Here is a 24,592-nt window from a genome sequence, read left to right as displayed (position 1 = left end):
TATTCTGATACAACGATTTTCACTCCTCGTGATCTTGACTGCTACCGTGCAGTATGACCACGAGAAGCCCGCGTGACCGCGATGTCTTCGCGCTATGGGGAAAACTCGTAGCCAACCACCGTTTTCTCGTTCTGGGCATCGTGGCGGCCGCTCTGCTCGGTCTCGGCGGCTACGCCTGGGGCTTCGAGAGCCGGCTCAGCGCGGGCGGTCTGGACGATCCGAACTCGGAGTCCGCGCAGGCCGCGGTGCTGGCCGCCAATGCGTTCGGGCCGAACCACGCCGCCGATGTGATCGTGCTCTATCAGGCGCCCGACGGGAAAACCGTCGACGATCCGGACGTGAGCCAGCCGATCGTGGACAGCCTCAACGGGCTCGCCCAGCGCTTTCCGAACGACATCGCCGGCGTGTACGCCACGTATTGGCCCGAGGTCTCCGCCACGCGTGGTTCCTCCGCGGCCTTCGCCACCAAGGACCGGACCCGCGCGGTCGCCTCCGTCGCGCTGAAGGACAATGCCGCCACGACCGTGAAGAACGCGTTCTCGATTCCGGGTATCAAGGTGTACGTCGGTGGCCTGCAACCGGTCTCGACCGCCCTGACCGACACCATTTCGGCCGATACCCATCGCATGGAACTGCTGGCCATTCCGGCGGTCGCGGTGTTGTTGTTCTTCATCTTCGGCGGCGTGGTCGCCGCGGCGCTGCCGCTCCTGATGGGTGTGCTGACGATTCTGGGCGCGAACGGCATCGTCCGGGCGATCACCAATGTGACCGAGGTGAATTCCTTCGTGGCGCCGGTCGTTTCGATGATCGGCCTGGGCCTGGCCATCGACTACGCATTGTTCATCGTGAGCCGGTTCCGCGAGGAGGTGGCCGCCGGATACGACACGCCCGCCGCAGTCCGGCGTGCGGTGATGACCGCGGGCCGCACGGTGTTGTTCTCGGCCACCATGATCGTCGCCAGCCTGGGTGGCATGCTGTTGTTCCCGCAGGGTTTCCTCAAGTCCATCGCGTACGGCGCGATCGCCACCGTCACCCTCGCGGCGCTGACGGCCGTCACGATTCTGCCCGCCATGCTGGCGATCCTCGGGCCATGGGTGAATGCCCTGGGCATCAAGCGATTCCGCCGTACCGATTCGGCGCAGGAGGTGGAGGAGGGCTTCTGGGGCCGGTCCACCAGCTGGGTGATGCGGCATCCCCGCGAGATCACCGCGGTCCTGATCCTCGGATTGCTGGTGCTGATCGTGCCGGTCCGCAATATCGCCTTCGGCGGCTTCAGTGAGAAATATCTGCCGCCGGACAATACGACTCGTGTCGCCCAGCAGCAGATCGACACCTATTTCCCGCTCCGCAAGCCCGACCCGATCGAGTTGCTCATCACCGCCGGTGACAGCACCGAGGTCGGCCCCTTCATCGAACAGGCGAGCCGCGCTCCCGGGCTGGTCACCACCGGGCTCTCGACCGGTTTCGAGATTCCGACCCGCTCCCAGACACAGCCGAACGTCTATCGCACCCAGGCCTATCTGATCGATTCCACCAAGTACGACAAGACCATCGACTATCTGCGGGCACTGCCGGTCCCCGACGATATGACCGTCCTGGTCGGCGGCGTGCCGACGGTTCAGCACGACGCCATCGCCGCGCTGCTGAAACGGCTGCCCCTGATGATCCTGCTGGTGCTGGCCATGACCACGCTGCTGATGTTCCTCACCTTCGGATCCCTGGTCCTCCCGCTGAAGGCCGCCTTCATGAGCGTGCTCGGCCTGGGATCCACGCTCGGCATCCTGACCTGGATCTTCACCGAGGGTCACGGCGCGACCCTGTTGAACTTCACCCCCCAGCCGATTCAGGCGAACATCCTGTTCCTGATCATCGCCATCATCTACGGCCTCTCCACCGACTACGAGGTTTTCCTGGTGTCCCGCATGGTCGAAGCCCGCGCGCGCGGCGCGACCACCGAGGAGGCCATCCGCTCCGGCACCGCCCAGACCGGCCGCATCATCACCGCCGCCGCCCTGATCCTGCTGGTGGTCACCGGCGCCTTCGCCTTCTCCGACCTGGTCCTCATGCAGTACATCGCCTACGGCATGATCGCCGCCCTGGTCATCGACGCCACCGTCCTGCGCATGCTCCTGGTCCCCGCCGCCATGAAGCTGCTGGGCGACCGCGTCTGGTGGGCGCCGGCCTGGATGAAACGCATCCAGCAACGCATCGGCCTGAGCGAACCCGTCCTGCGCGACGAACCCGCCCACCTGCGCCGCGCCGAATTGGCCGACGCCCGAAGCTGATTCGCCCCAGGAACCGACACCATGATCGAAATCCAGGTCCTCCGGCCCGACGATTGGTCCCTGTGGCGCGGGCTCCGGCTGCGGGCCCTGACCGAATCGGCGGCGGTCTTCGGTTCGACCCTCGCGGAGTGGAGCGGACCCGGCGACACCGAACAGCGCTGGCGCGCCCGGCTGACCGATGTCCCCCTCAACTTCATCGTGCGCTTGGACGGCATGCCCGTGGGGATGGCCGGCGCCTACATCCGAGACGACGAAGCGGCAGAGCTGATCTCGCTGTGGGTCGCCGAGTCCGCCCGCGGCCGCGGCGTGGGCGACGCGGCCGTGCGCGCGGTCGTGGACTGGGCGGGCCGGCGCGATGTCGTGCTCTCGGTCAAGTCCGGCAACGACAGTGCCATCGCGTTGTATATCCGTCACGGATTCGTCGACGCCGGACCGTCACCCGATGACGACTGCGAACGCTTCATGCGCCGCGTCCACCGAAAAGTGGGCTGATCAGTCGGCGACGAGGCCGATGCCGCGGCCGATGTCGGCGAGGGTGGAGTCGAAGAGGACGTCGGGGTGGCTGACCGGGATGGGGTAGTTGCCGAAGACCTCGAGGGTGACGTGGCCGTAGAGGCGGGCCCAGAACTGGATCATGACGTAACTGACGCCGAGGTCCAGCTTTTCGGCGGGGAACTTCTGACCGGATTCGGCGAGCACACGGAGCAGGTCGGTCTGGAACTTGATGAGGTCGTCGCGGAGCTCGGGCGGAATGAGGGCCGTGGGCGGGGTGACGACGTCGTAGTCGGTGAGGAGACGGCCGGCGGCGCCGAGGAAGATGCGGCCGACCGGTTCGCCGAATTGCTGCATGGCGCTGGTGATTCCGGCCCCGACCGGGGAGGCGAAGACCAGGGTGAATTCGCGGGAGTGCGTGAGGGCCCAGCGGCGGAAACCGCGGCAGATGGCGAAGAAGCGGACGCCCGCGTCGTCGGGGAGGCCCTCGATGGCGGCCTCCAGATCCTTTGCCAGATCGGCACATACGTCGGTACGGACGGCGGCGACGAGGTCGTCGCGGGATTCGTAGTACCGGTAGAGCGCGGGAGCGGTGATGCCCAGCTCCCGCGCGATGGCCCGCAGCGTGATCGCGTCGGGCCCTTGGTCGACCAGCAGTGACCGCGCGACGCGCCGGATGTCGGCGTCGCTGACCGCCGGCATCCGGCCGCGTCGGCGAGGTTCACTCATGCTGACTCCAAATGTCGAAAGAACGGGGCCCCTACCGGGTTACGCACACTACCTCCTCGGGGCCCGGACGCTCATTCGTACGCGACTTCCCAGCTCTTGATGCCGTTGAGCCAGCCCGAGCGCAGGCGCACCGGCTCGGAGATCTGGTGCAGGTTCGGCATCACGTCGGCGATCGCGTTGAAGATCAGATCCAGCTGCAGGCGAGCCAGATTCGCGCCCACGCAGTAGTGGGTGCCGGTGCCGCCGAAGCCGACGTGCGGGTTGGGGTTGCGCAGCACGTTGAACTTGTACGGGTCTTCGAAGTAGTTCTCGTCGAAGTTGGCCGCGCTGTAGAACATGCCGACGCGCTGGCCCTTCTGGATCAGCTGGCCGCTGAGCTCGACGTCCTCGATGGCGGTGCGCTGGAAGGCGATGACCGGGGTGGCCCAGCGCACGATCTCGTCCGGCGCGGTGCGCGGACGCTGCTCCTTGTAGAGCTCCCACTGGTCCGGGTTGTCCACGAACGCCTTCATACCGTGCGTGGTGGCGTTGCGGGTGGTCTCGTTGCCGGCGACCGACAGCAGGATCACGAACCAGGCGAACTCGTCCGACGCCAGCGACTCGCCGTCGATGTCGGCCTGCAGCAGGGTGGAGGCGATGTCGTCCATCGGGCAGGCGCGGCGCTGTTCGGCCAGGTTCCAGGAGTAGCCCATGACCTCGGCGGTAGCGACCTTGTGGTCACCGTTGAACTCCGGATCGTCGTAGCCGATCATCTGGTTGGACCAGTCGAAGATCTTGCCGCGGTCTTCCTGCGGGATGCCGATGAGCTCGGCGATGGCCTGCAGCGGCAGCTCGCACGCGACCTGCTCGACGAAGTTGCCGGAGCCGTTCTTCTTGGCCTCGTGCACGATTCGCTCGGCGCGCTCGCGCAGCGCGTTGCGCAGCGACTCGATGGCGCGCGGGGTGAAGCCCTTGGAGATGATCCGGCGCAGCTTGGTGTGGCGCGGCGGGTCCATGTTCAGCAGCAGGTAGCGCTGCACCTCGATCTCTTCGCGGGCGATGTCGCCGTAGAAGCGGATGACCGCGGTGTTCTCCTCGTTGGAGAAGGTCTCCGGGCTCTTGGAGATCTCCTTGATGTCATCCATCTGGGAGATGGCCCAGTAGCCGCCATCGTCGAAGCCGGTGAGGCCATTGGCCTGCGGCACCCAGAAGGGCTTGGCCTGCTTGCGGAGTGCGGCGAACTCTTCGACCGGCAGACGCTGCGCGAGCAGGTCGGGGTCGGTGAAGTCGAAACCGGTGGGGATGGACGGCGCGGACACGGAACCTCCTTTGGAACACGTTCTCCACCGAGTGAACCACACCACAGCCGGGTTTGTGAACACCTTTTACTAAAACCCGTTCACTAGATGTCGCCGCCTCCGGAAACAGGACGCGCCCGCTGCGAGGAACACAGCGGACGCGACGGTTTCGGAATTGACGGTCAGTATGCGCCCTCGCCCCTGGTCACCGCGCCGATGGTCTTGGCGATCAGGAGCAGATCCAGGACCATGGACCAGTTCTCCACGTAGGACAGATCGAGGCGCATGGCGTCCTCGGGGGTCAGATCCGAGCGGCCGCTGACCTGCCAGAGACCGGTGACGCCGGGTTTCACCAGCAGGCGGCGGCGCATGACGCCGTCGTAGGAGTCGACCTCGCGCTGGACCTGCGGACGCGGGCCCACGATGCTCATCTCGCCGCGCAGCACATTGAAGAACTGCGGAAGCTCGTCGAGTGAGTACTTGCGGATGACCTTGCCGACCGCGGTCACCCGCGGATCGTCGCGAACCTTGAAGAACAGCGGGTTGCCGCCGTTGCTCTCGATGAGCGCGTTGATGTGCGCCTCGGCGTCGGCGTACATGCTGCGGAACTTGATCATCCGGAAGGGCCGCCCGTCCCGGCCGATCCGCTCGGAGAGATAGAAGACCGGACCGCGACTGGTGACCTTCACCGCCAGCGCGATGACGGCCAGCGCCGGAGCGATGGCCAGCAGGGCGGCGCAGGCGAAACAGAAGTCGAAGACGCCTTTGCGGATCGACTTCGCGCGGTCGTACTGCGGCTTCTCCACGTGCAGCATGGGCATGGAGGCGACCACCCGGTGGGTGAGCCGGGTGCCGGCAATGTCCACCAGGCCCGGTGTCACGATCAGTTCGGCGCCCAATTCGTCCAGCTCCCAGGCCATCCGGCGGAAGTCGGCCGGGCCGAGGTTGTCGGTGGCGGTGACCGCGACGGTGTCGGCCCCCGTCCGCCGGACCGCCTCGATCACGGCGTGATCGCTTGCGACAACCGGGATCTCCCGTCCGCCCACCTCCAGCGCGGCGTCCGCGAGCGCCCCCTCGTCCCGGGTGCACACCCCGATCACCTGGTATCCGGAGTCACGGTCGCGGGAGAAGGCCGCGAGCATGGCCCGCGCCGCCTCCGGGCTGCCGACCACCAGCATGGCGGTGCGGTAGTGGCCGCGGGCGCGGCGCCCGGCCACCCAGCGCCGCCAGATCCGCCGCTCCACCATGAGCCCGATCATGCCGAGCGGCAGGGCGATGGCGAGATAGCCGCGAGCGATGTCGACACGAAGTAGCAGCGACACAATAGCTATTCCGCCGAACAGCTTCAGGGAAGCGGCCACCACACGCCGGTATTCCTCTGTGCCACTGCCGATTACGCGCGGCGACCGGGTGCCGCTGAGAGTCAGCGTGACCGACCACGCCAGTGCAAGCACGGCCGACACCATGGTGTAGCGAACTTCCAGCGGTAGTTGGGAGGCCAGCGGCGGCTCGGCCCCCGCGCCGCCGAAGCGAATCCATTGGGCAAATCCGATGGATAGCACTAAAACGATTAAGTCACTAATGAACAGCCGATGCGCGTAATCCGCTTGCCAGCGTTCACGATCCGAGCGCGGCTCGGGACGTGGAGGCCGCGACGCGCGCACGGCGCGACCGGCAGAAATTTCGTAACTCATGAAACGAACGCACCTCCCCCACGGGAGAACTCGGTTCCGATCCCCGCTGATCAGTTCCAACGACCGGCCGACGCCGGATTCCCAAGGGCTTCAGGACCATGACAACCGATGTGGCCGCCGAGTCTTTCGGTGGCCAGATGCCGAATGTTACACAACCACGGTAGCGCGCAGGATGTAACCCATAGGGCCCCAACGTTTCCGAAAAGTAACGGGATCCGTGACGACCGGTTTCCCGCACCCCTCCCCCCCATTTCCCCTATTCGCAAAATCGCAGGTTGAACTACGCAAGATCCACCGTGTGAGCTGGTCGAAACCCTTGCACCGCAAGGCTCGAACGTTTGCCGACCGGACGCCTGGTTCTGCGGGTCGCAGAAATCCAGTTGCTTCGGCCTCATCGGTCACTCGCCGGGCGCCCCGAACACCACGCAATCCTGTTGTAACGTAAGGCCGGACCGAGCCGACCACAGGTCATCCGGCGCTGCGCGGGCAGCCCGAACTCGGTGAAAGGTGGGGAACTTCGTGCAATGCCGTCTTTGCCATTCCGATCGACTGCGCAGCGTTCTTGATCTGGGCGCCACACCGCCGTGTGAAAAATTCCTCACCGCCGGCGAACTGGACCTGTGCGAACCGACATATCCGCTGCACCTGAGGCTGTGTGAAAACTGCCTGCTGCTGCAGATTCCGGCGCTCATCACTCCGGAGGAAACATTCACGGAATATGCCTATTATTCTTCATTTTCGGAGAGCTGGGTTCGGCATGCCGAGCTCTTCGTCGATCAGGCAATCGCGCAGCTAAATCTGACTGATAATAGTTTCATAATTGAGGTGGCGAGCAACGACGGTTATCTCCTGCAGCACGCCGTGACCGCCGGCATCCCGTGCCTGGGAATCGAGCCGTCGGTGAATGTCGGTGCGGCAGCACGCGACAAGGGCGTACCCACCGAGACCGCCTTCCTCGACCAGGAGCTGGCCGCCCGGGTGCGCGCCGAACGCGGGCCGGCGAATCTGGTGGTGGCCAACAATGTCTACGCCCACATCCCCGACCTGCTGGGTTTCACCAGGTCACTGCGTGCGCTCATGGCCGACGACGGCTGGCTGTCCATCGAGGTGCACCACGCGCTCAACCTGGTGGCGCTGGCCCAGTTCGACACCATCTATCACGAGCACTTCCAGTACTACACGCTGCTGTCGGCCCAGCGGGCCCTGGCCACCGCCGGCCTGGCCGTGGTCGACTGCGAACTGATTGGCACACATGGCGGTTCGCTGCGCGTGTGGGCCCGCCCCGAGGGCGTCGGCACCCCCACCGCACGGGTTGCCGAGGTGTTGCGACTGGAGGCCGATGCCGGTCTGCACGAGGTCGCCGGCTACCTCGAACTGCGACCCGACACCGAGCGGGTGCGCCAGGATCTGCTGCGATTCCTGCTCGACGCCAAGGCATCCGGCAAGCGCGTGGTGGGCTACGGCGCTCCCGGCAAGGGCAACACCCTGCTCAACTACTGCGGCATCCGCACCGACCTGCTCGAGTACACCGTCGACCGCAACCCCTACAAACACGGACGGTTCACACCCGGCACCCGCATCCCGATACACGAACCGGAGCGGATCGACGCCGACCGCCCCGATGTGGTGCTGGTGCTGCCCTGGAACCTGGAACGGGAAATCACCGCGCAGCTGCGCCACGTCACCGACTGGGGCGGCGAGATCGTCTACCCGCTCCCCCACCTTCATCATGCGACGCTCGACGACGCCGCCGCATCCACTCATGCAGAAAGGCAAGCGAAGTGAAGGTCGTACTGTTCTGCGGCGGTTACGGCATGCGGATGCGCAACGGCACCGAGGACGTGATCCCCAAGCCGATGCAGATGGTGGGCCCGCGCCCGCTGATCTGGCATGTCATGCGCTACTACGCGCACTTCGGGCACAAGGACTTCATACTGTGCCTGGGCTACGGCGCCGCGCACATCAAGAACTTCTTCCTCACCTACCAGGAGTCGGTGTCCAACGACTTCGTCATCCGCGGCGGCACAGTGGAGATGCTGCAGTCCGATATCAGCGACTGGACGATCACCTTCGTCGACACCGGGGTGGAGTCACCCATCGGTGAGCGGCTGCGCCGGGTGCGCGATCATCTCGCGGGCGAGCGGTACTTCCTGGCCAACTACGCCGACGTGCTCACCGACGCCCCACTGAACGAGATGATCACCCGGTTCCAGCATTCCGGGGCCGCGGCCTCCATGATGATCGTGCCGCCGCAGTCCTCCTTCCACTGCGTGGACGTGAACTCGGCCGGAGAGGTCAAGAACATCACCCCGGTCTCGCAGCTGCCGATCTGGGAGAACGGCGGCTATTTCGTGCTGACGCAGGAGATCTTCGAGCATCTGCCGCCCGGAGGGGATCTGGTGGAGGACGCCTGCGGCGCACTGGCCGCACAGGGCCGGATGTTCGGTTATCAGCATCACGGGTTCTGGAAGCCCGCCGACACCTTCAAGGAGCGCGCCGAGCTGGACACCGGCTATCTGCAGGGTGACCGCCCGTGGATGGTGTGGGAGCAGCGCAGCGCATGATCCGACTCGACACCGGCGCGATCACCGAGATCGCGCTGCTGGCGGCGCATTGCGACGATCTCGCCATCGGGCTGGGCGGGACGCTGCTGACACTGGCCGAGGCCGTGCCGGGCCTGCGGGTGCGGGCGCTGGTGCTCACCGGTGCCGGCACCGACCGCGCCGAGGAGGAACGGGCCGCGCTCGAATCCTTCTGTCCCGGCGCGGATCTGGAGCTGCGAATCCTGGACGTGCCGGACGGCTACGCGCCCGCGCACTGGGCGCGGGTCAAGGACGCGGTGGGCGCGCTGCGCCGCGACTGCGCGGCCCAGGTGGTGTTCGCGCCGCAGCGCGGGGACGCCCATCAGGACCACCGGCTGCTGGCCGAGCTGGCGCCCACCGAGTTCCGCGACCACCTGATCCTGGGCTACGAGATCCTCAAGTGGGAGAACGACACCCCGCAGCCGGCGGTCTTCCATCCGCTGCCCGCGGGCTGCGCGGAGCGCAAAGCGACGCTGTTGATGAAACACTATCCCTCACAGCGCAATCGGGACTGGTTCGATGAGCAGTCCTTTCTGGCCCTGTCCCGGCTGCGCGGGGTGCAGTGCCGCGCCCAGCACGCCGAGGCGTTTCTGCTCGAGAAGGCCACCATCACTTTCGGAGGTGCATAGTCATGCGCGTGCTCGTCACCGGGCATCAGGGGTATCTGGGTACCGTCATGGTGCCGTTGCTACAGCAGGCCGGCCATGAGGTGACAGGGCTGGACAGTGGGCTTTTCGCGGAGTGCGTGCTGGGCGAGGCACCGCCCGCGCCGCCCGCCCTCGCGGTGGACCTGCGCGATGTGACCGCCGATCAGCTCTCCGGTTTCGACGCCGTGGTGCATCTGGCGGCGCTGTCGAACGATCCGCTGGGCGCGCTGACGCCCCGGATCACCTACGACATCAACCATCACGCGTCGGTCCGGCTGGCGCGACTGGCCAAGGACGCCGGGGTGCGCCGATTTCTCTACGCGTCCACGTGTTCGGTGTACGGGGCGGCCGGGGACGGCTTGGTGACCGAGGACGCGCCGCTGCGTCCGCTCACCCCCTACGCCGAGTCCAAGGTCCGGGTCGAGGACGATGTGGCCGCCATCGCCGACTCCGGCTTCTCCCCCGTATTCCTGCGCAATGCCACGGCATTCGGGTTCTCGCCGCGGCTGCGCGCCGATATCGTGCTCAACAATCTGGTCGGGTACGCGGTGCTGACCGGTGAGGTGAAAGTGCTCTCGGACGGCACGCCGTGGCGGCCGCTGGTGCACGCGCAGGACATCGCGCGCGCCTTCGCCGCCTGCCTGGCGGCGCCCGACGAGGCCGTGCACTGCCGCGCCTACAACGTCGGCACCGAGGCCAACAATCTGACGGTCGCGCAGATCGCGCAGGCGGTGGTCGACGTGGTCCCGGAATCCACGCTGGTCATCACCGGCGAGAGCGGCGCGGACCCGCGCTCGTACCGGGTCGACTTCGGTTATGCCCGCAAGGAACTGGGCTTCGAAGCGGAGTGGAGCATTCCGGACGGCGCGGCCGAGCTGTACCGGGAATACCGCGCGCGCGAGCTCACCGCCGGGGCCTTCTTCCAGCGTTTCACTCGCCTGGCGTGGCTGAAGTCGCTGAAGGAGACCGGGGTGCTGGACGACGAGCTGCGCCGGATCAGGACCGAGGTGTGAGATGAAGGGCGGCGAGCAGCTCGCGCCACGAGCCCGCACCCGCGTCCCGCTCCGACACCACGGTCACCGGCTGCGGCCAGGTGATGGCCAGGTCCGGATCGTCATAGGCGACACCCAGGTCCTCGGCCGGGTCGTGCGGGCGGTCGATGCGGTAGCAGACATCGGCCACCTCGGTGAGCGCCTGGAAGCCGTGCAGGAAGCCGGGCGGGACGTAGAGGTGCCGGAAGTCGGTGTCGTCCAGCAGGAATGCCTGCCGGCGGCCGAACGTCGGCGAATCCGGGCGGATGTCGACGAGCACGTCGTGCACCGCGCCGTGCGCACAGCGCACCAGCTTGGCCTCGCCGCGCCCGGAGCGGCCGTGCATACCGCGCACGACACCCCGGTTCGAGCGCGACTGCGAGTCCTGTACGAACGTCGCCGACACCCCGGGCGTGCCCAGGTGGGCGTCGAATTCCTCGGCATCGAAGGTTCTGGTGAACAGGCCGCGATCATCGCGGAACGGCTGCGGGATCAGGAGCAGGACATCGGCGAGGTCGGTCGATTCGATGCGCACCAGGTCATCGTGCCATGAGCGGCGAACCCCGGTACGGGTGTCGCGGCTGCGGGCTGGGACCGCTGGCCCGGGTGCTGGATCTCGGGAAAATGCCTGCGGCAGACGACTTTCCGAGTCTCGCGTCGGCGGGCCTGCAGCGCGAAGGACCTGGTCTGGCGGCCGAGGCGGCGCATCCGCTGGCCATGGACCTGTGCGCCGTGTGCGGGCTGGCGCAACTGGCCGAGGACGACACCGTCACCGCCGAACCGCGCGGCGTGGAGCCGCAGGCACTGCGGGATCAGGCGGCGGACGCGGTGGCCCGGGTGGCCGCGGCGGGCCTGCTGCCCGGCGGCGGGACGGTGCGGGAGTTCGGCAGCCCGCACGGCGGCAGCTGGCTGCCGCTGCTGACCGAGCGCGGGTACCGGGTCACCGACCGGCCCGCCGATGTGGTGATCGACTGCTTCGGCATCATGCACGAGCCCGATCAGCGGGTCGCCTTCGCGCAGCGCGCGGCGGCCACCGCGCCGGGCGGGGTGCTGCTGATGCAGTTCCACTCCTTGCACGCCATCGTGCGCCAGGGACAGTGGAATGCGTTGCGGCACGGTCATTTCGCCTACTACACGATGGGTTCGCTCCAGGGCCTGCTGCGCGCGGCCGGGCTGGCGGCGGTGACCGCGTGGGAGTTCCCGCTCTACGGCGGCACGGTGCTGGCGGCGGCGGTGCACGCGCCCGCCGTCCCCGGTCCCGCCATCGCACGGATCCTCGCCGCGGAGGCGGCGGTGGCGGACCCGGTGGTGGTGCGTGGGCTCCAGCGCTCCGCCGACCAGCAGGCACGGTCCCTGCGCGCCTGGCTGAAAGCCGAAACCGCCTCCGGTAGAACCGTTTACGCATACGGGGCGGCCTCGCGTGCGGTCGCGCTGCTGCATCTGGCGGGCGCGCATCGCGGCCTGCTGGCCGGGGTGGCCGATGCCTCCCCGGGCAAGCAGGGCCGCCGCATGCCCGGTACCGACATCCCGATCCTGTCTCCGGCGGAACTCGTTGCCGCGCAGCCGGATCGGGTCCTGCTGACTTTGCCCGATCTGTTGCCGGAGGTCTCGTCCCGGTGGCCCGAACTTCACGGGAAGTGGGTGATCGACGTGACCGAATCGCTATGAAAGCCAGCAAATCTCGCCCGGCACGCGGATGAATCCGCCGGGCACGCACCACGTCGGCCTGTGATACCGATCATGGGGTCGCGGCCACACGCAGGGTAATCGAGTGGGTTGGTCTCGGCGTGGGGGTCGATCATCGGCCGAGGGGACAGGGGACGGCGTCTCCCGTCCCATAACACTGGGGAATCATCAAACACGCGTAGGCAATACGCAGCAATACCTGATGAGGGAATGGGAACATCATGCGCAACAACACGACTGCGCTCTCTCGCACCGCGACCGTCGCGGTCGCGGGCACCATCGGCCTGGTTCTGAGCGGCGGCGCCTCGTCGGCCGCCGTCGACGCCGCCAATTCGATCGTCGACCAGCATGGTCGGACGGTCCAGGCCATCTCCGCCGATACCAAGATCGATTTCGTGCCGCCGCTGGACGGCAATCCGCTCACCCGGGAGTGGTTCCACAGCGGCAAGGCCTGCTTCAAGGTCGACCTCCCGGCCGGAGACCCGTGGACCGGCCACATCACCCTCGGCTACCAGGTCGGCTATCCGGCCACGCTGTCGGGCAAGCTGGAATTCCAGTACCAGACTCCCGGCCTCGAGCTGGAGATCAGCAATGACCCCAAAGCCGATGTCTTCAACCTGATTCCGACGCTGGGTGTGACCCTCGACGTCGGCTTCGGCCCCGGCATCCAATCGGTGGACGCCGCCGGCGGCGATGTGTCCGGCACCGAGGGCTGCATCACCATGTCCGGCTTCCACGGCACCGTGTCCGGGGTGCTGGGCACCACCACCATCCGGCCATTCGTGCGGCTGGTGAGCAGCAGCGGCGACACCGTTGTCGCCTACGGGCCGCTGTCGAGCATCTAGCGGCGGCGTTCAGTGCAGCAGGTCCGGGCGGCGCAGTGCGGTCGCGACCGTCCGGACCCGCACCCGCTCGGCGGCGGCGCGCGCCAGCCGCCAGTCGCCGCCGAGGACCGTGCCGCGGCCGACGTACTGCGGATACTCCGCGCCCAGGCGGTGATGGAAGCGCAGCATCTCGGTCAGCTTGCTGACAGTCGAGGTCTGGCTGCACAGGTTGAAACTCGAATTGCGCCAGGCGGCCAGGATTTCCGGCATGCCGTAGAAGTCGCCGAAGGCGCACACGCGGGCGAAGAGATCCACGTCCATCGGGAAGACCAGATCGCCGCGGAAGCCGCCCACCCGGTCGAAGTCCTGACGGCGGAAGAGCGCCGCCGCGGTGGGGCCGAAGTCGGCGGGGCCGCGGTGCACGATGGTGCGCATGAGGGCGCGGGCATTGCGGCGGCCCAGCAGGTTCGGCAGGCCCAGATCGGTCTCCTCGACCGCGCCGTGCTCGTCGATGACCTGGAATTTGGACGAGCAGATGGCGATGCCGTTGTCGCCCATGATCTCCAGCTGCTTGTCGAGAGAGCCGGGCAGCAGGATGTCGTCGGCGCAGACGACCTTCACGAAGCGACCCGAGGTCAGCGAGACGGCCTTGTTCCAGTTCTCGCCGATGGGCAGGGTGTCCTCGTTGCGGTGCACGTGCACCCGCGGGTCGTCGAAGGATTTCGCGATGGCGCCGGTGTCGTCGGAACTGGCATTGTCCAGGACGAGCACCTCGATATCGGTGTCCTGGTCCAGAATCGAGCGCAGCGTCGTCGCCAGGGTGCGGCCGGAATTGTAGGCCGGGACGCACACCGAAAGGTTCTTCATCGTTCCCCCTGAACTGGTTCGGCTGGTTCGCCGGGTGCGCCCTCACCTCCTGCCACGAGCCCGTACACCCGATCCAGACCCGCGCGGCCGGCGTCGATCTGTTCAACTGCCCTCTGCTGCAGCGTATCCCGCAGTTCCGGCGCGGATTCCCACAGCTGGCGAATCGCACGTGACAGCTCGGCGTCGAGGTTGTCCACGTCCAGGTGCACGATGCGCAGACCGGCCCCGGCCGCGCCCGCGCCGAACATGTCGGCCAACCCATAGAATTTGTCGTCGTAGTACTGCGACGCCGTTACAGCCACGGCCGGAATGCCCTGGGAGAGTGCGAAAACCGCGAGGTGGTAGGCGCTGGTCACCAGCACCCGGCAGCGCGAGACCTGACGCGCCACGTCCTGTGCGGTGCCCGCGCGCCCGATGACGGGCCGGGCCCTCGCCGCGCCCGTGAGCAGCGGCAGCGTGTGGCGGCGGTCCTCGTCGTCGTATTCGGAGATGATGAGCGGGGCCAGCGCGGTGTTCAGCTCGGCGGCCTCGCGGCGCACCACCACGCCGAGGGTGTCGCGGGCGGAGTCGCTCACCTTGGAATAATCTGAAATGCGCAGGCACAGACCGAGATCGGTGCCGATGCAGGGCCGCCGCAGCCGGTAGGCGAACTCCACCGCGTCGTCGCCGGTGACCATGATCTTCTCGGCGGCGACGCCGAGTTCGGCCAGTAGCTTGGGGCCGCGCCGACCCTCGCGCAGAGCGATGAGGTCGGCGCCCGGCAGCACCTCGGCCGCGCGGCGCAGCAGGTGCGCATCGCGCATGGGGCCCAGGCCCTGGCCGATCATGACGTTCGGAATGCCTTGGCGCTGTGCGGCTTCCAGCAGGTTGAGGGTGCGATGGGCCTGGTAGAGGTCGACATCGGTCATGTAGCCGCCGCCCTGGGCGATGACCAGGTCCGCGTCGGCGAGGGCGGCGGGCACCGGCGGCAGGTCGGGCATGCCGGCGGGTTCGGGTTCCCGGTCGCCCGTGGTGAGGACGTGGACCTCCTTGCGCGCCCAGTTCTTGGCGCCGCGCAGATAGTGTTTGGGCACCTCGGTGGCGGAGCGCCAGCGCATGGCGGCGGGGCCGAGCACGTGGACCCCGGCGGCCTCCTCCAGCCGGCCCGCGAGACCGCCCCGGCCCCAGTGCCCGCCGGTGTGGGCCGGCACGGGTTCGGCCTGCGGCAGCACGCCGCGCAGAATGTGGGGTTCGTCGGTGAGCATGCCGATCCGGGCGTGCGGCCAGTGTTCCCGTAGGCGTTCGACGGTCATCACCATCATGGCGATGTCGCCGCGATTGCGTAACCAGTACTCGCCATTGTCGACGAGCACCCTTATTTTCCCGGCACCATCCCCCGCGCCAGAGTTCCCCACGCTCGATTCCTTCCGACGCCCGGTCCGAGCACGAATCCGCAGCGAATCTATCGCACGTCCAGTGCTTCGCGCCATACGGTGCGGGGTCCCGGAATGCGAAATCGTTTCAGTGGCAGGATCATCGGCGCGGCAGCACCGACCGGTCAGCTGGGGAACAGGGGGCTCACCAGATTGCTGCACAGCCACTTGCCGTCCACGTACTCCATGGACAGGGTGATCTTCTGGTGATTGGTGGTGTCGGCCTTGCCCTGGGTGGAGTTGATCTGGGTGACGTCGACGGCCAGATCGTAATGAGTATTGCTGCCCGAGGTCACCGTGCAGGCCGCGTCGGCGGCGCGGGTGTGCTCGGAATCCGACTCCAGCAGCACACGGATGGTCGGCAGTAGTGTCTCGGCCTCGGATTTCCAGGTGCCGGTCGCGCCCGCGATGACCTTCGACTGCCAGCCGTCGCCATTGCTGTAGTCGTAGGTGCTCATGAGTTCGGCGTAGTCGCAGGCGGCCTTGGTGGCCGCGGCCTGGGAGGCGTCACCGGCTACCGGTGACTGGGAGCGGGAGCGGCCGTCTCCGTTGCCGAAATGGATTGCACCCGTTCCGAATCCGACGACCAGGCCACCGGCCGGCAGGAGGGCGGCCAGGAAGGCGCCGAGCAGCACCTTGCGGACGTGGCGGCGCGGCGCGGCGGGCGGGGCAGGGGTGGCGTCGACGGGATGCGGGCCGCTGCCGGCCGAGCCGTACTGCGGTGGCGGCGCGGTGAGCAGGACCTGCGGAGGATTGATCCGGGTCTGCGGCGCCGCGACCCGGGGGCGCTGTGCACTGAGCTGGGTCGGCAGCTCGCCGTACGGGACCGGCGCGGGCTGGGTGGGCATGCTGGGTTTGGTGGTCGCGCCGGTGAACTTGCTCGGATCGAAACCCATCCGGGACTGCGCCACAGCGGGATTCGGCGGCACGGCGCTTTGCTCAGCGGGTCCATCCTGGCGGGAGCCCGGCCTCCAGGGGCCGTTCGTTGCCGCGAGCGCCTGCTCGGCGGCCGCGGCCAGTTCCCCGCAGCTGCCGAAGCGCTGGTCCCGGTTCTTGGCCAGCGCCCGGTCGATGACCGCGTCGAACGCGGCGGGAACGCCGGTGTGCACCAGGCTCGGCCGGGGGATCTCGGCGCCGAGGTGGGCCGCCACCAGCTGTGCCGTGCTCTCGCCCGGATACGGCAGCCGGCCCGTGAGCATGTGGAACAGCGTGCAGCCCAGGGCGTAGACGTCCGCCCGATGGTCGGTGTCGCTGCGCAGTTCGAACTGTTCGGGCGCGGCGTACTGGAAGCTGGCGTACATCTCGCCGGTCCGGGTCAGCGCGCCGGTCTGGTCGACGGCCTTCGCAATGCCGAAGTCCGCCAGGTACACCCGTTGATCCGGGCCCCAGGCCAGCAGGATATTGGCCGGTTTCACATCCCGGTGCAGCACGCCGGCGCGGTGCGCGTGGTCCAGCGCCCGCGCGGTCTCCCCGATGATGCGCACCGCGTGGTCGGGCCGGATCGGACCCTCCCGCAGGATCGCCGACACATCGGTGCCCTCGACGTACTGCATGGCCATCCAGAGGCGGTGGCCGTCATTGCCGCGCGCGTACACCGCGACGATGTTCGGATGCGACAGCCGCGCAGCGGTATCGGCCTCCCGCAGGAAGCGCGCCCGCACCTCGGGGTCGTCGGCCTTGCCGGAAGCCAAGAGCTTCAAGGCCACCGAACGTGGCAGATCCTTGTCCTCGGCGAGATAGACCTCCCCCATCCCGCCCACCCCGAGCAGCCGTTCAATGGTGTACCCCGCGAAAACCTGCCCCTGCGCGAGTGTCCGCCCCACAGCCTGCCTACCTCCGACCACGTCGTGCCCGCCGATCACCGTAACCCAGATCCGGCAGCGCGGCGTCGGCGTTAATCGGCGGGCTGGACCTGGAATCGGAGATCGGTGATCTGGCCGGAGTCGTCGCAGTGCAGCTTGCGCAGCCGAACCGGCGCTGCGCCTTCGAACAGTCGCACTCCGCTACCGAGCAGGATCGGCACGATGTGCATGACGATCTCGTCCACGAGCCCGGCCTCGAGGCATTGCCGGGCCAGATTCGCGCCGAAAATCCCGAGGTCGTCTTTCCCCGCCGCGGCTTTCGCCGCGGCGACCGCCTCCGCGACACCGCAGGACAGGAAGGTGACATCGGGATCGTGCGGCGCGTCCCCGGGCCGGTGGGTGAGCACGAATATCGGCCCGGACCACATGCCGCCGTACAGTTTCCGATCGCCGGTCCCGGGCTGGTTGCCCAGGTCGTATCCGCGTCGCCCGGACAACACGGCCCCGGTTCGCCGCATCGCCTCCACCCCGAGTGGGCCCGCCGCGCCGTGCCCGAACATCCACTCGGTGGAGTCGTCCTCCGGTGCGATGAACCCGTCCACCGACATCGTGATGTGCCACAGAACCTGAGTCATGGGAGTGGAGACGGGTCGGGAGGCGCGAACTCATCGGCGGCGGCCGGTCCTATCGACGCGGGAGCATGCGGTCCGCGGGCCGCAACCCCCAGGACGCGAGGACCAGCGCCACGATGCCGGCGGTGACGGTCAGATGCATGCCGGCGGCGCCGTAATCGCGCTCGACCAGGTGCGAGAGGAAGGCTCCGGTCATGTTGAAGAACATTCCGGCGTAGGCCCATTCCTTCAATCGCGGGAAGCCGGGAACCAGAATCGCGGCGCTGCCCAGCAGTTTCCACGTTGCGATGAGGGTGAGGAAGTAGGTGGGATACCCCAGAATCGTGTGGGTTTCCAGGGTCCCGTACTGCTGGGTGTACTCGCCGTAGGCGCCGCTGACCATCATGAAGGCCAGACTCACCGTGCACGCCCAGTAGGCGTACGTGCGAATCCGGCCTCGCGCGGCCGGGGTGGTCCGGGTCGGGATCTGCTGCGTGATGGTGGCCATGGTCTTCTCCTGTCGGGATGCACTCTTCGGTGTCATCTCCTCGACCATCGGCACGCGGGAAATGTGACAGCACCCCGTGCGAGTGTTCTTACGACAGGTCGGAGAAGCGCACGGTGTGGGCGACGGCGGTTACCTGCAAGCCGTCGGCGCTCGGTTGGATGGACGTCAGCTGCGCGCCCAGCGGCAGCCGCTGCAAAGGCACGGTGAAGGTGAGATTCTGCTGCAGCAGGGCCAGGGGAATCGTCGGGCCGCCGGCCGCGGCCTGGACCGAGACCGGAGTGACCACGATGCCGTCCTCGGTCGGCGCGACGGTGACGACGACCGTCGCGGGCACCGAAAGCCCTTCCACCGAAAACGTTCCCTTGACGCGCAGCCCGTCCGGAGCATAGGACATCGACTGCACCCCCTCCGGGGCAAAGGTCTGCACGGTGTCGTACGGAACCAGAGCCGTCGCGCTCGCCGTCGCCGCAACCAGATTCGAGGTGCGGCCGTGCACCACGTCGCTCAGCGGCGCAGATACATCGGCCAGGCTGACATCGAGATCGTGAACAGAAATCTGCTGTCCACTCCAGTCGCCGACCTTGATATCGATGTCATGGAAATTGCCGTCGACGGCCTGCGTCAGAAACGGGACGCCGCCGATCTCCACGCGCGGCTGTTGCGGAAGGTTGTACTCGGTGGCAATCTGGCGCCCGATCTCGTTCTGTGCCATTACAACCCCGACCCGGTCGCCCACGACCAGCGCAATCGCCAGCACAACCACCAACATCAACAACGCGCGCATGCACTCACCTGCTCAGCCATCCCACCATCATGCTGTCGATCGCGACCATCCGCCGCCTCCGACTCGCCACCGGGACCGGCGTAGGGCGACGACCGGTTATTTCCTCGTGAGGCGTTGGGCAAGCCATGACTCGGCGTCGCGGAGGGCGGCGGTGGCCATGCCGGTCGGGCGGGAGGTGAAGGCGTGTGTGGACTCGGGGTAGACGCGGATGTCCACGTCGTTTCCCGCTGCGGAAAGACGGGCTGCCATGGCCAGGTTGTCTTCGAGGAGGAGATCCAGGGACCCGACCAGCAGTAGCGTCGGGGGCAGGTCGGCGAGGTTGCCATAGAGGGGTGATATGTCGGGGTTGGTGCGGTCGGAGATGTGGCCGGCGTAAGCCTGGATGAAGTACTCGTCGGCGTAGAGCTTGCCGCCGGGAGATTGCCCGCTGAGGTCGTAGGCGCCGAACTGCAGGACGGCACCGGCGAACCGATCGGCCAAGCCTCGGACGCGCAGTCGCAGCAGGGTGGTCATGACCAGGGTGGATCCCGCGGATGCCCCGCCGATCGCCAGATCCGTTGTCCCGAACAATGATTCCGCCTGTTCCAGGAGCCAGAGCGCGGCGGTTTCGCAGTCGTCGGGGGCCGCGGGCCAGGGATGCTCCGGTGCCAGGCGGTAGTCGACGCTCACCACGGCTACCCCGAGGGCGTCGGCCAGGCGAGCATTGCGTGCATCCTCGCCGGCCGCCGAGCCGAGATAGAAGCCTCCGGCATGGATGTCGAGATAGGCGGCTCGGATCTCGGTGTCCCGAGGGACCGTGAACCGCACCGGGACTCGACGGCCGCCCGTCTCGGCGATGTGCTCGGTAGTCCTGGCGCTCGCTCGAGGGAGGGACGTGGCATGTCTGTCCCGCACCTCGAGGAGCTCCTCGAAGGTGGCCGGGCCGGCAACAGGTTTCGAGGCCGCGTTGAGCTGCCGGCATTCCGCGACATGAATGCCGAGTTCCTCATCGATCAGCCGCGCGAGTCCGATCTCCACGTTTCTCCTGTTCACAGCCCGGTACCGCGTGGATGTCAGCGGCGCATCGCCGCATCCGAACACCCTCGCATCGATCATCACGATGCAATCAGGCGAGGCACCGGACATCAAACAACCAATCCACCTGCCGCCCACAACGTTTGGTTGTGCGCCGCACCGAATGCGGCCCTACTGCGGTTGCTGGAAGCCGCCGATCTTCTCTTCCAGCAGTTCGGCCAGCCGCAGTGGGGTGCGGTCCTCGAACATCGGGCCGATGAGCTGAACGCCCACCGGGAGCCCCTCGGGTGAAAGACCGGTCGGGATCGCGGTGGCGGGCAGGCCGGGCATGGTGGCCACCCCGGCCCAGACGAGCTGGTCGCCGAATGGGTGTGCGACGCCGTCGATGTCGATCCGCCGGTCCCGCATATCGGCACTGTGGTCGTGCGGGAACGCGGGAGTCGGCGTGATCGGGCACACGACGACATCGAACTCACCGAAGAGCTGCCGCCAGGTCTGGCGGTGGAATTCGCGTCGGGTGTTCGCCTCGATCCATTCGCGGTGGCTGAAGACGGCGCCGCGCACCCAGGCCACCTCGGAACCCTCTGCGTCCGCGGGCAGTCCGGCGGCGACCGCCCGCACCTGCTCGTACTGCTCCGCAGGCATACGTGCCGCGAGGTTCGAAACCAGCAGCTGCGTATAGAGGGTCGCGGCTTCGGTGAGATCGGGCAGCAGCGGACTGTCCCGTTCGACGCGTGCGCCCTCGGCGATGAGCGCGTCGGCGACTCGGTTCAGCCCGGCCCGCACGGCCGAGCCGGTCGGGATCAGCGGATGCTCGTCGATGATCAGGACGCGGAAATCCGACAGCTTCTCGTGGCGGGCGGGCGGCAGAGCCACTTCGTATGCGACGCCGAGGGTCAGCGGATCCGGTCCGGCCATGACGTCGAGCAGGAGCGCGAGATCGCGGGCGGTGCGCGCCATCGGACCGACGACGGCGAGATCGATCTCGGCCGGCAGCGCCGGTGCGGGCGGCGGCACCATACCGCGCGTCGCCGCCAATCCGAGGGTCGGCTTGTGCGCGTACACGCCACAGAAATGCGCCGGAGTGCGCAGTGAACCACCGATATCGGACCCGATGGACAGCGCGCCGAACCCGGCCGCCAAGGCCGCCGCCGATCCACCGGAGGAGCCGCCGGGCGAACGCCCGTGATCCCACGGATTGTTGGTGGTGCCGTAGATCTCGTTGAAGCTCTGCAGATCCTGCAACATGAACGGCACATTGGTCTTACCGAGCATCACCGCACCGGCGGCCTCGAGCCGCGACACCTGCACCGCGTCCTCGGCCGGCACATAATCCCGGAACGCAGGCATGCCCCAGGTCGTGGGCAGCCCAGCCATGTTGTAGGACTCTTTGACCGTCACCGGAATCCCGAGCAGCGGCTTGTCCTCACCCCGCTCGCGCGCCTCATCCGCCCGGCGCGCCGCAACCCGCGCCCGCTCGAAGTCCGGCACACAAATCGCGTTGATCGCCTTGTCGTCTCGCTCGATCCGCGCAATCGCCTCCTCGGTCAGCTCCGCCGAGGTCACCTCACCAGCACGCATCGCCGCCGAAAGCTCTTCCGCCGCACGAAAACTCCACTCCATGAACCCGACCCTACCGCCGTGCGCCAACCCCTCGACCCGACTGCCACAATCCGCGGAAGAATCCGCCACGACAGACCTCGCCCGGTCGTCACCCGGGGGCCACCGCAGGTCACGGTGTCCGCGATGGACTGTTCTTCCTGGGCAGGGCATGGAATACCGCGTCACACAACCAGATAGATGTCGCAATCCCTGCTCCGCGCCGCGGCCATGTCGCGGCATGCGTTCCGTGTAGTCCTGGTCGTGACGGCGACGGCGTCGCCAGCCGCCAGCGCCGGGCTCGCCTGTCGCACTACCGGCGCCGAGGCCACCGACTCACAGGAATCCAAGTGGATATCAGCTGGCGACTGCCGACGGAGTTGTGCCGTTGGCAGCGGCTCCCGAATCACCGAAGACATCCCGATGACCGCGTGCGGTATCCATGTACTCCCGAACCCGATGGATCAGACCGTCGCGCAACTCGAACACGAAACACTAGTCGTTGCTGTATCGATTCCCGTTCGCCAGCGCGGCACTCATCGTCTCCTCCACGATCACGCGGTCACCATCGGAATAGAAGCCATGGAATTCCACCTCGACATCGCCGACGAACAACCGAGGGAAATCGTTCGCGATGAACTGCGTGATGGCCTCGCGTCCGACCATGTGACTGGGGGCGTTCAGCGCGACCGCGGTCGCGTTGCCGGACGGCGCCAGCCACTCCGCGTCGGCGGTGAAGAATGCCGCGATCTGCTCGCCATCGTGGCTGGCGAACGCTCGCCAGGCGGCCTGAACGACGTTCCTGCTGTCGAGTGTCATGCACCGCACCATATAGCCGCACATCGGGCCGAGCTGGCGGAAAAACGACAGCATCATCCGGCTGCCGGTCGAAGTGGATGCCGGATGCGGATGGATTGGGCGGCAATGTATCTGGCGTGAACCATGCGGTAGGGTCGAATGACCGTGCACAATCACGAACCTTCCGGCTACCACTGCCCATTCTGTTTCCTTCTCACCGGTGGCGAGACCCCGCTCGACGGCCCGCGAGACATCGTGCTGCGCACCAACCGTGCCACCGCTTTCACCGCATCCCGGTGGTGGCCGAACAACCGCGGGCACGTCCTGGTCATACCGAACGCTCACCACGAGAACCTGTACGACCTGCCACCGGAATACGGGCACGCCGTGCATGACGTTGTCCGCGAGGTCGCCATCGCGATGCGCGCCACCTACGGTTGCGACGGCGTATCCACCCGCCAGCACAATGAACCCGGCGGCGGCCAGGACGTGTGGCACTACCACGTCCATGTCTTCCCCCGATATGACTCCGACAACCTCTACGGGTCACTCCCACTGCCGGGGTACGCAACCGGTGAACAACGATGGATCTACGCCGATCGTCTGCGAAACTACTTCGACTCATCACCCAAAACCTGACTCCACCAGGTCGGTGCGGTTGCAGGGTCGCCGATTACTCGTTCCGCGCAGTCGGTTTCGTCGAACGCGATGATGAAACGTCGCCGGGGGTTGCGTTGTCGATATCCGTCAGCCTTGCCGCCTTTACCTGTAAGCGAACGAGCCGACACCCGCTCGCTTGGTGTGACCCACGACAACGGAGACACCCATCTTCATACCCGCGCGATGCGACGTCTAGCCCAACCAAGGAGTCTGCCGCTGCTCCCGGTGATGCTGAAGCCTCAGACGCACGGTCGGGTGCACCGGCAGGTCCTCCAACTCCTCCAGGGAGAGAAACCGAACCTCTGTCGACTCGTGCGAGACCTGCATCTCTCCACCCACTACGCGACCGTAGTAGACAATCGCAAACTCTTGCCGGACTTCACCGTCCGAGTATTCGATCACGTGTTCCGGATCGGTGTAGATACCGAGAAGGCCGGTGATCTCGATGTCCAACCCCGTCTCCTCGTGGGTCTCGCGGATCACGCACTCCTCCAGGGTTTCTCCAACCTCCATGATCCCGCCCGGCAACGACCAATTACCCGAGTCGCCTCGCCGTTGCATAAGCACCCGGCCGGCCTCGTCTACCACCAGAGCTGAACCACCAGGCTTCAGCGAATTGGGCTTAGGTGCGTTCCGGTCCCGGTAGTAGTCACGCCGTGAGCCCATTGCCACATCCTCGTGTTGCCGTGTACAGGGTCGTGGTCCCCCATATCTGCTCGAACTGGTCTGCAAACGACTCGAATATGCCGTGCGGAGACAACCTTCGCAGGTACAACGCGGTGTGCTGGTAACCCCTGGCCCGGAACAAGTACGGGGTAACGATCATCTCCGAGTCGAACCGAAACACTGAGTTGTACAGATGTGTCGTGTGAAGCCCCACCGAGCACCCGGGGGCGTCTGCCAACGGCCCTAGCATCGACAAAGCGTTGCGTATCCGGCCAGGAAGGGTTCCTCCCATCTGCTCCAGCGTGTCCCGCTCCATGACGTGATCACAATCGGGATCAGCGAACCCGAGCCGCACCACACATCCGGACTGCGCCTTGGCCGCAATGAGTTCGGATGCCCTGGGCAGTAGCTCGAACACGAACGGGTACGCATAGCCAATGATGTCTATCCGCTCAGTGGCCCTGTGTACCAACGAAACCCAGAGATCGTTGGGTATCTCGGCTCGGTGCGCATAGGCACCCAGGACCTCGGGGCTGCTGCAGGATCGGGTGACAGTGGTTAAGCAGCCTGTCGGGCTGCTGGGGACATGATGGTTTCGAATTCGATCGGGGTCAACCGGCCGAG

At 67.0% G+C, this 24,592-nt stretch carries 23 protein-coding genes; 9 read left to right on the top strand and 14 right to left on the bottom strand.

The features are described from left to right. Positions 1-53 precede the first annotated feature (53 nt). A complete protein-coding gene (locus ACFXKA_RS08350) occupies positions 54-2,285 on the top strand; it encodes an MMPL family transporter (RefSeq protein WP_379426647.1) in 2,232 nt (743 codons plus the stop codon). A gap of 21 nt (positions 2,286-2,306) precedes the next feature. Next, positions 2,307-2,777: a GNAT family N-acetyltransferase gene (locus ACFXKA_RS08345; RefSeq protein ID WP_379426646.1), complete on the top strand. Its 471-nt coding sequence runs from the start codon at positions 2,307-2,309 to the stop codon at positions 2,775-2,777. On the opposite strand, the gene ACFXKA_RS08340 is transcribed toward ACFXKA_RS08345, so the two are convergent. From ACFXKA_RS08340 to ACFXKA_RS08330, 3 genes are all read right to left on the bottom strand, one after another. Further along, positions 2,778-3,506 carry a TetR/AcrR family transcriptional regulator gene (locus tag ACFXKA_RS08340; RefSeq protein ID WP_354850554.1) on the bottom strand — a complete coding sequence of 243 codons (729 nt, stop codon included), beginning with the start codon at positions 3,504-3,506 and terminating at the stop codon, positions 2,778-2,780. A gap of 71 nt (positions 3,507-3,577) precedes the next feature. After that, complete coding sequence (locus ACFXKA_RS08335) at positions 3,578-4,804, bottom strand: cytochrome P450 (protein WP_354850552.1); 1,227 nt, start codon at positions 4,802-4,804, stop codon at positions 3,578-3,580. Positions 4,805-4,965: 161 nt separating this feature from the next. Next, positions 4,966-6,477, bottom strand: coding sequence for a sugar transferase (locus ACFXKA_RS08330; protein ID WP_354850549.1), 1,512 nt, complete (start codon positions 6,475-6,477; stop codon positions 4,966-4,968). A gap of 519 nt (positions 6,478-6,996) precedes the next feature. On the opposite strand from ACFXKA_RS08330, the gene ACFXKA_RS08325 reads away from it, so the two are divergent. From ACFXKA_RS08325 to ACFXKA_RS08310, 4 genes are read left to right on the top strand one after another with little or no spacing between them, the layout of a single operon-like run. Further along, on the top strand, positions 6,997-8,262 hold the full coding sequence (locus ACFXKA_RS08325) for a methyltransferase domain-containing protein (RefSeq protein WP_379426912.1): 1,266 nt from the start codon (positions 6,997-6,999) through the stop codon (positions 8,260-8,262). Further along, positions 8,259-9,041: a sugar phosphate nucleotidyltransferase gene (locus tag ACFXKA_RS08320; protein ID WP_354850544.1), complete on the top strand. Its 783-nt coding sequence runs from the start codon at positions 8,259-8,261 to the stop codon at positions 9,039-9,041. Before ACFXKA_RS08325 ends, ACFXKA_RS08320 begins: the two co-directional genes overlap by 4 nt. Further along, complete coding sequence (locus tag ACFXKA_RS08315; RefSeq protein WP_379426645.1) at positions 9,038-9,688, top strand: PIG-L deacetylase family protein; 651 nt, start codon at positions 9,038-9,040, stop codon at positions 9,686-9,688. Before ACFXKA_RS08320 ends, ACFXKA_RS08315 begins: the two co-directional genes overlap by 4 nt. Before the next feature lie 2 nt (positions 9,689-9,690). Continuing rightward, entirely contained in the window at positions 9,691-10,719 is a 1,029-nt protein-coding gene (locus ACFXKA_RS08310) for an NAD-dependent epimerase/dehydratase family protein (protein ID WP_379426644.1), read from the top strand. Here ACFXKA_RS08310 and rfbC read toward each other — a convergent pair. Continuing rightward, positions 10,703-11,272 carry a dTDP-4-dehydrorhamnose 3,5-epimerase gene (rfbC, locus tag ACFXKA_RS08305; RefSeq protein ID WP_379426643.1) on the bottom strand — a complete coding sequence of 190 codons (570 nt, stop codon included), beginning with the start codon at positions 11,270-11,272 and terminating at the stop codon, positions 10,703-10,705. The two genes, ACFXKA_RS08310 and rfbC, sit on opposite strands and share 17 nt — an antisense overlap. A 14-nt stretch (positions 11,273-11,286) precedes the next feature. Here rfbC and ACFXKA_RS08300 point away from each other — a divergent pair, with 14 nt between their 5' ends. Continuing rightward, positions 11,287-12,405, top strand: coding sequence for a transferase (locus tag ACFXKA_RS08300; protein WP_379426642.1), 1,119 nt, complete (start codon positions 11,287-11,289; stop codon positions 12,403-12,405). Positions 12,406-12,644: 239 nt separating this feature from the next. After that, the gene (locus ACFXKA_RS08295) at positions 12,645-13,268 is read left to right on the top strand and encodes an MspA family porin (protein WP_379426641.1); all 624 of its coding nucleotides are present in this window, start codon (positions 12,645-12,647) and stop codon (positions 13,266-13,268) included. A 9-nt stretch (positions 13,269-13,277) separates the two neighbouring features. Here the strand turns inward: ACFXKA_RS08295 and ACFXKA_RS08290 are convergent, their stop codons facing one another. From ACFXKA_RS08290 to ACFXKA_RS08250, 9 genes are all read right to left on the bottom strand, one after another. Continuing rightward, positions 13,278-14,114 (bottom strand): glycosyltransferase, encoded by an 837-nt coding sequence (locus ACFXKA_RS08290; RefSeq protein ID WP_354850528.1) that lies wholly within the window; start codon positions 14,112-14,114, stop codon positions 13,278-13,280. Beyond that, positions 14,111-15,508 carry a polysaccharide pyruvyl transferase family protein gene (locus ACFXKA_RS08285; protein WP_379426640.1) on the bottom strand — a complete coding sequence of 466 codons (1,398 nt, stop codon included), beginning with the start codon at positions 15,506-15,508 and terminating at the stop codon, positions 14,111-14,113. The genes ACFXKA_RS08290 and ACFXKA_RS08285 overlap by 4 nt, the downstream gene beginning before the upstream one ends. Positions 15,509-15,651: 143 nt before the next feature. Then, the gene (locus ACFXKA_RS08280; protein WP_379426639.1) at positions 15,652-17,349 is read right to left on the bottom strand and encodes a protein kinase; all 1,698 of its coding nucleotides are present in this window, start codon (positions 17,347-17,349) and stop codon (positions 15,652-15,654) included. Between the two features lie 71 nt (positions 17,350-17,420). Further along, a complete protein-coding gene (locus ACFXKA_RS08275) occupies positions 17,421-17,963 on the bottom strand; it encodes a dihydrofolate reductase family protein (RefSeq protein WP_354850519.1) in 543 nt (180 codons plus the stop codon). Positions 17,964-18,012: 49 nt separating this feature from the next. Continuing rightward, positions 18,013-18,447, bottom strand: coding sequence for a DoxX family protein (locus tag ACFXKA_RS08270; RefSeq protein WP_379426638.1), 435 nt, complete (start codon positions 18,445-18,447; stop codon positions 18,013-18,015). A gap of 88 nt (positions 18,448-18,535) precedes the next feature. Further along, positions 18,536-19,231, bottom strand: coding sequence for a DUF2993 domain-containing protein (locus tag ACFXKA_RS08265; protein ID WP_379426637.1), 696 nt, complete (start codon positions 19,229-19,231; stop codon positions 18,536-18,538). A 96-nt stretch (positions 19,232-19,327) separates the two neighbouring features. Next, positions 19,328-20,248, bottom strand: a complete 921-nt coding sequence (locus ACFXKA_RS08260; protein ID WP_379426636.1) for an alpha/beta hydrolase — start codon at positions 20,246-20,248, stop codon at positions 19,328-19,330. A gap of 168 nt (positions 20,249-20,416) precedes the next feature. Further along, positions 20,417-21,868: an amidase gene (locus ACFXKA_RS08255; protein WP_379426635.1), complete on the bottom strand. Its 1,452-nt coding sequence runs from the start codon at positions 21,866-21,868 to the stop codon at positions 20,417-20,419. A 471-nt stretch (positions 21,869-22,339) separates the two neighbouring features. Further along, complete coding sequence (locus ACFXKA_RS08250) at positions 22,340-22,663, bottom strand: nuclear transport factor 2 family protein (RefSeq protein ID WP_379426634.1); 324 nt, start codon at positions 22,661-22,663, stop codon at positions 22,340-22,342. A 138-nt stretch (positions 22,664-22,801) separates the two neighbouring features. Between ACFXKA_RS08250 and ACFXKA_RS08245 the strand changes: the two genes are divergently transcribed. After that, positions 22,802-23,281 (top strand): HIT family protein, encoded by a 480-nt coding sequence (locus ACFXKA_RS08245; protein WP_379426633.1) that lies wholly within the window; start codon positions 22,802-22,804, stop codon positions 23,279-23,281. 213 nt (positions 23,282-23,494) lie between these two features. Here the strand turns inward: ACFXKA_RS08245 and ACFXKA_RS08240 are convergent, their stop codons facing one another. Beyond that, entirely contained in the window at positions 23,495-23,968 is a 474-nt protein-coding gene (locus ACFXKA_RS08240) for an NUDIX domain-containing protein (protein ID WP_379426632.1), read from the bottom strand. Positions 23,969-24,592 lie beyond the last annotated feature (624 nt).

Source organism: Nocardia sp. NPDC059228, assembly GCF_042754245.1.
Lineage (GTDB): Bacteria > Actinomycetota > Actinomycetes > Mycobacteriales > Mycobacteriaceae > Nocardia.
This window is presented reverse-complemented; position numbering and strand designations above follow the sequence as displayed.

What these genes read in the sequence shown, in the direction of transcription:
- ACFXKA_RS08350 (WP_379426647.1), top strand. Translation starts at nt 54, where the DNA reads ATGACCACGAGAAGCCCGCGTGACCGCGATGTCTTCGCGCTATGGGGA.
- ACFXKA_RS08345 (WP_379426646.1), top strand. Translation starts at nt 2,307, where the DNA reads ATGATCGAAATCCAGGTCCTCCGGCCCGACGATTGGTCCCTGTGGCGC.
- ACFXKA_RS08340 (WP_354850554.1), bottom strand. Translation starts at nt 3,506, where the DNA reads ATGAGTGAACCTCGCCGACGCGGCCGGATGCCGGCGGTCAGCGACGCC.
- ACFXKA_RS08330 (WP_354850549.1), bottom strand. Translation starts at nt 6,477, where the DNA reads ATGAGTTACGAAATTTCTGCCGGTCGCGCCGTGCGCGCGTCGCGGCCT.
- ACFXKA_RS08315 (WP_379426645.1), top strand. Translation starts at nt 9,038, where the DNA reads ATGATCCGACTCGACACCGGCGCGATCACCGAGATCGCGCTGCTGGCG.
- ACFXKA_RS08310 (WP_379426644.1), top strand. Translation starts at nt 9,691, where the DNA reads ATGCGCGTGCTCGTCACCGGGCATCAGGGGTATCTGGGTACCGTCATG.
- ACFXKA_RS08300 (WP_379426642.1), top strand. Translation starts at nt 11,287, where the DNA reads ATGAGCGGCGAACCCCGGTACGGGTGTCGCGGCTGCGGGCTGGGACCG.
- ACFXKA_RS08295 (WP_379426641.1), top strand. Translation starts at nt 12,645, where the DNA reads ATGCGCAACAACACGACTGCGCTCTCTCGCACCGCGACCGTCGCGGTC.
- ACFXKA_RS08290 (WP_354850528.1), bottom strand. Translation starts at nt 14,114, where the DNA reads ATGAAGAACCTTTCGGTGTGCGTCCCGGCCTACAATTCCGGCCGCACC.
- ACFXKA_RS08275 (WP_354850519.1), bottom strand. Translation starts at nt 17,963, where the DNA reads ATGACTCAGGTTCTGTGGCACATCACGATGTCGGTGGACGGGTTCATC.
- ACFXKA_RS08270 (WP_379426638.1), bottom strand. Translation starts at nt 18,447, where the DNA reads ATGGCCACCATCACGCAGCAGATCCCGACCCGGACCACCCCGGCCGCG.
- ACFXKA_RS08265 (WP_379426637.1), bottom strand. Translation starts at nt 19,231, where the DNA reads ATGCGCGCGTTGTTGATGTTGGTGGTTGTGCTGGCGATTGCGCTGGTC.
- ACFXKA_RS08255 (WP_379426635.1), bottom strand. Translation starts at nt 21,868, where the DNA reads ATGGAGTGGAGTTTTCGTGCGGCGGAAGAGCTTTCGGCGGCGATGCGT.
- ACFXKA_RS08250 (WP_379426634.1), bottom strand. Translation starts at nt 22,663, where the DNA reads ATGACACTCGACAGCAGGAACGTCGTTCAGGCCGCCTGGCGAGCGTTC.
- ACFXKA_RS08245 (WP_379426633.1), top strand. Translation starts at nt 22,802, where the DNA reads ATGACCGTGCACAATCACGAACCTTCCGGCTACCACTGCCCATTCTGT.
- ACFXKA_RS08240 (WP_379426632.1), bottom strand. Translation starts at nt 23,968, where the DNA reads ATGGGCTCACGGCGTGACTACTACCGGGACCGGAACGCACCTAAGCCC.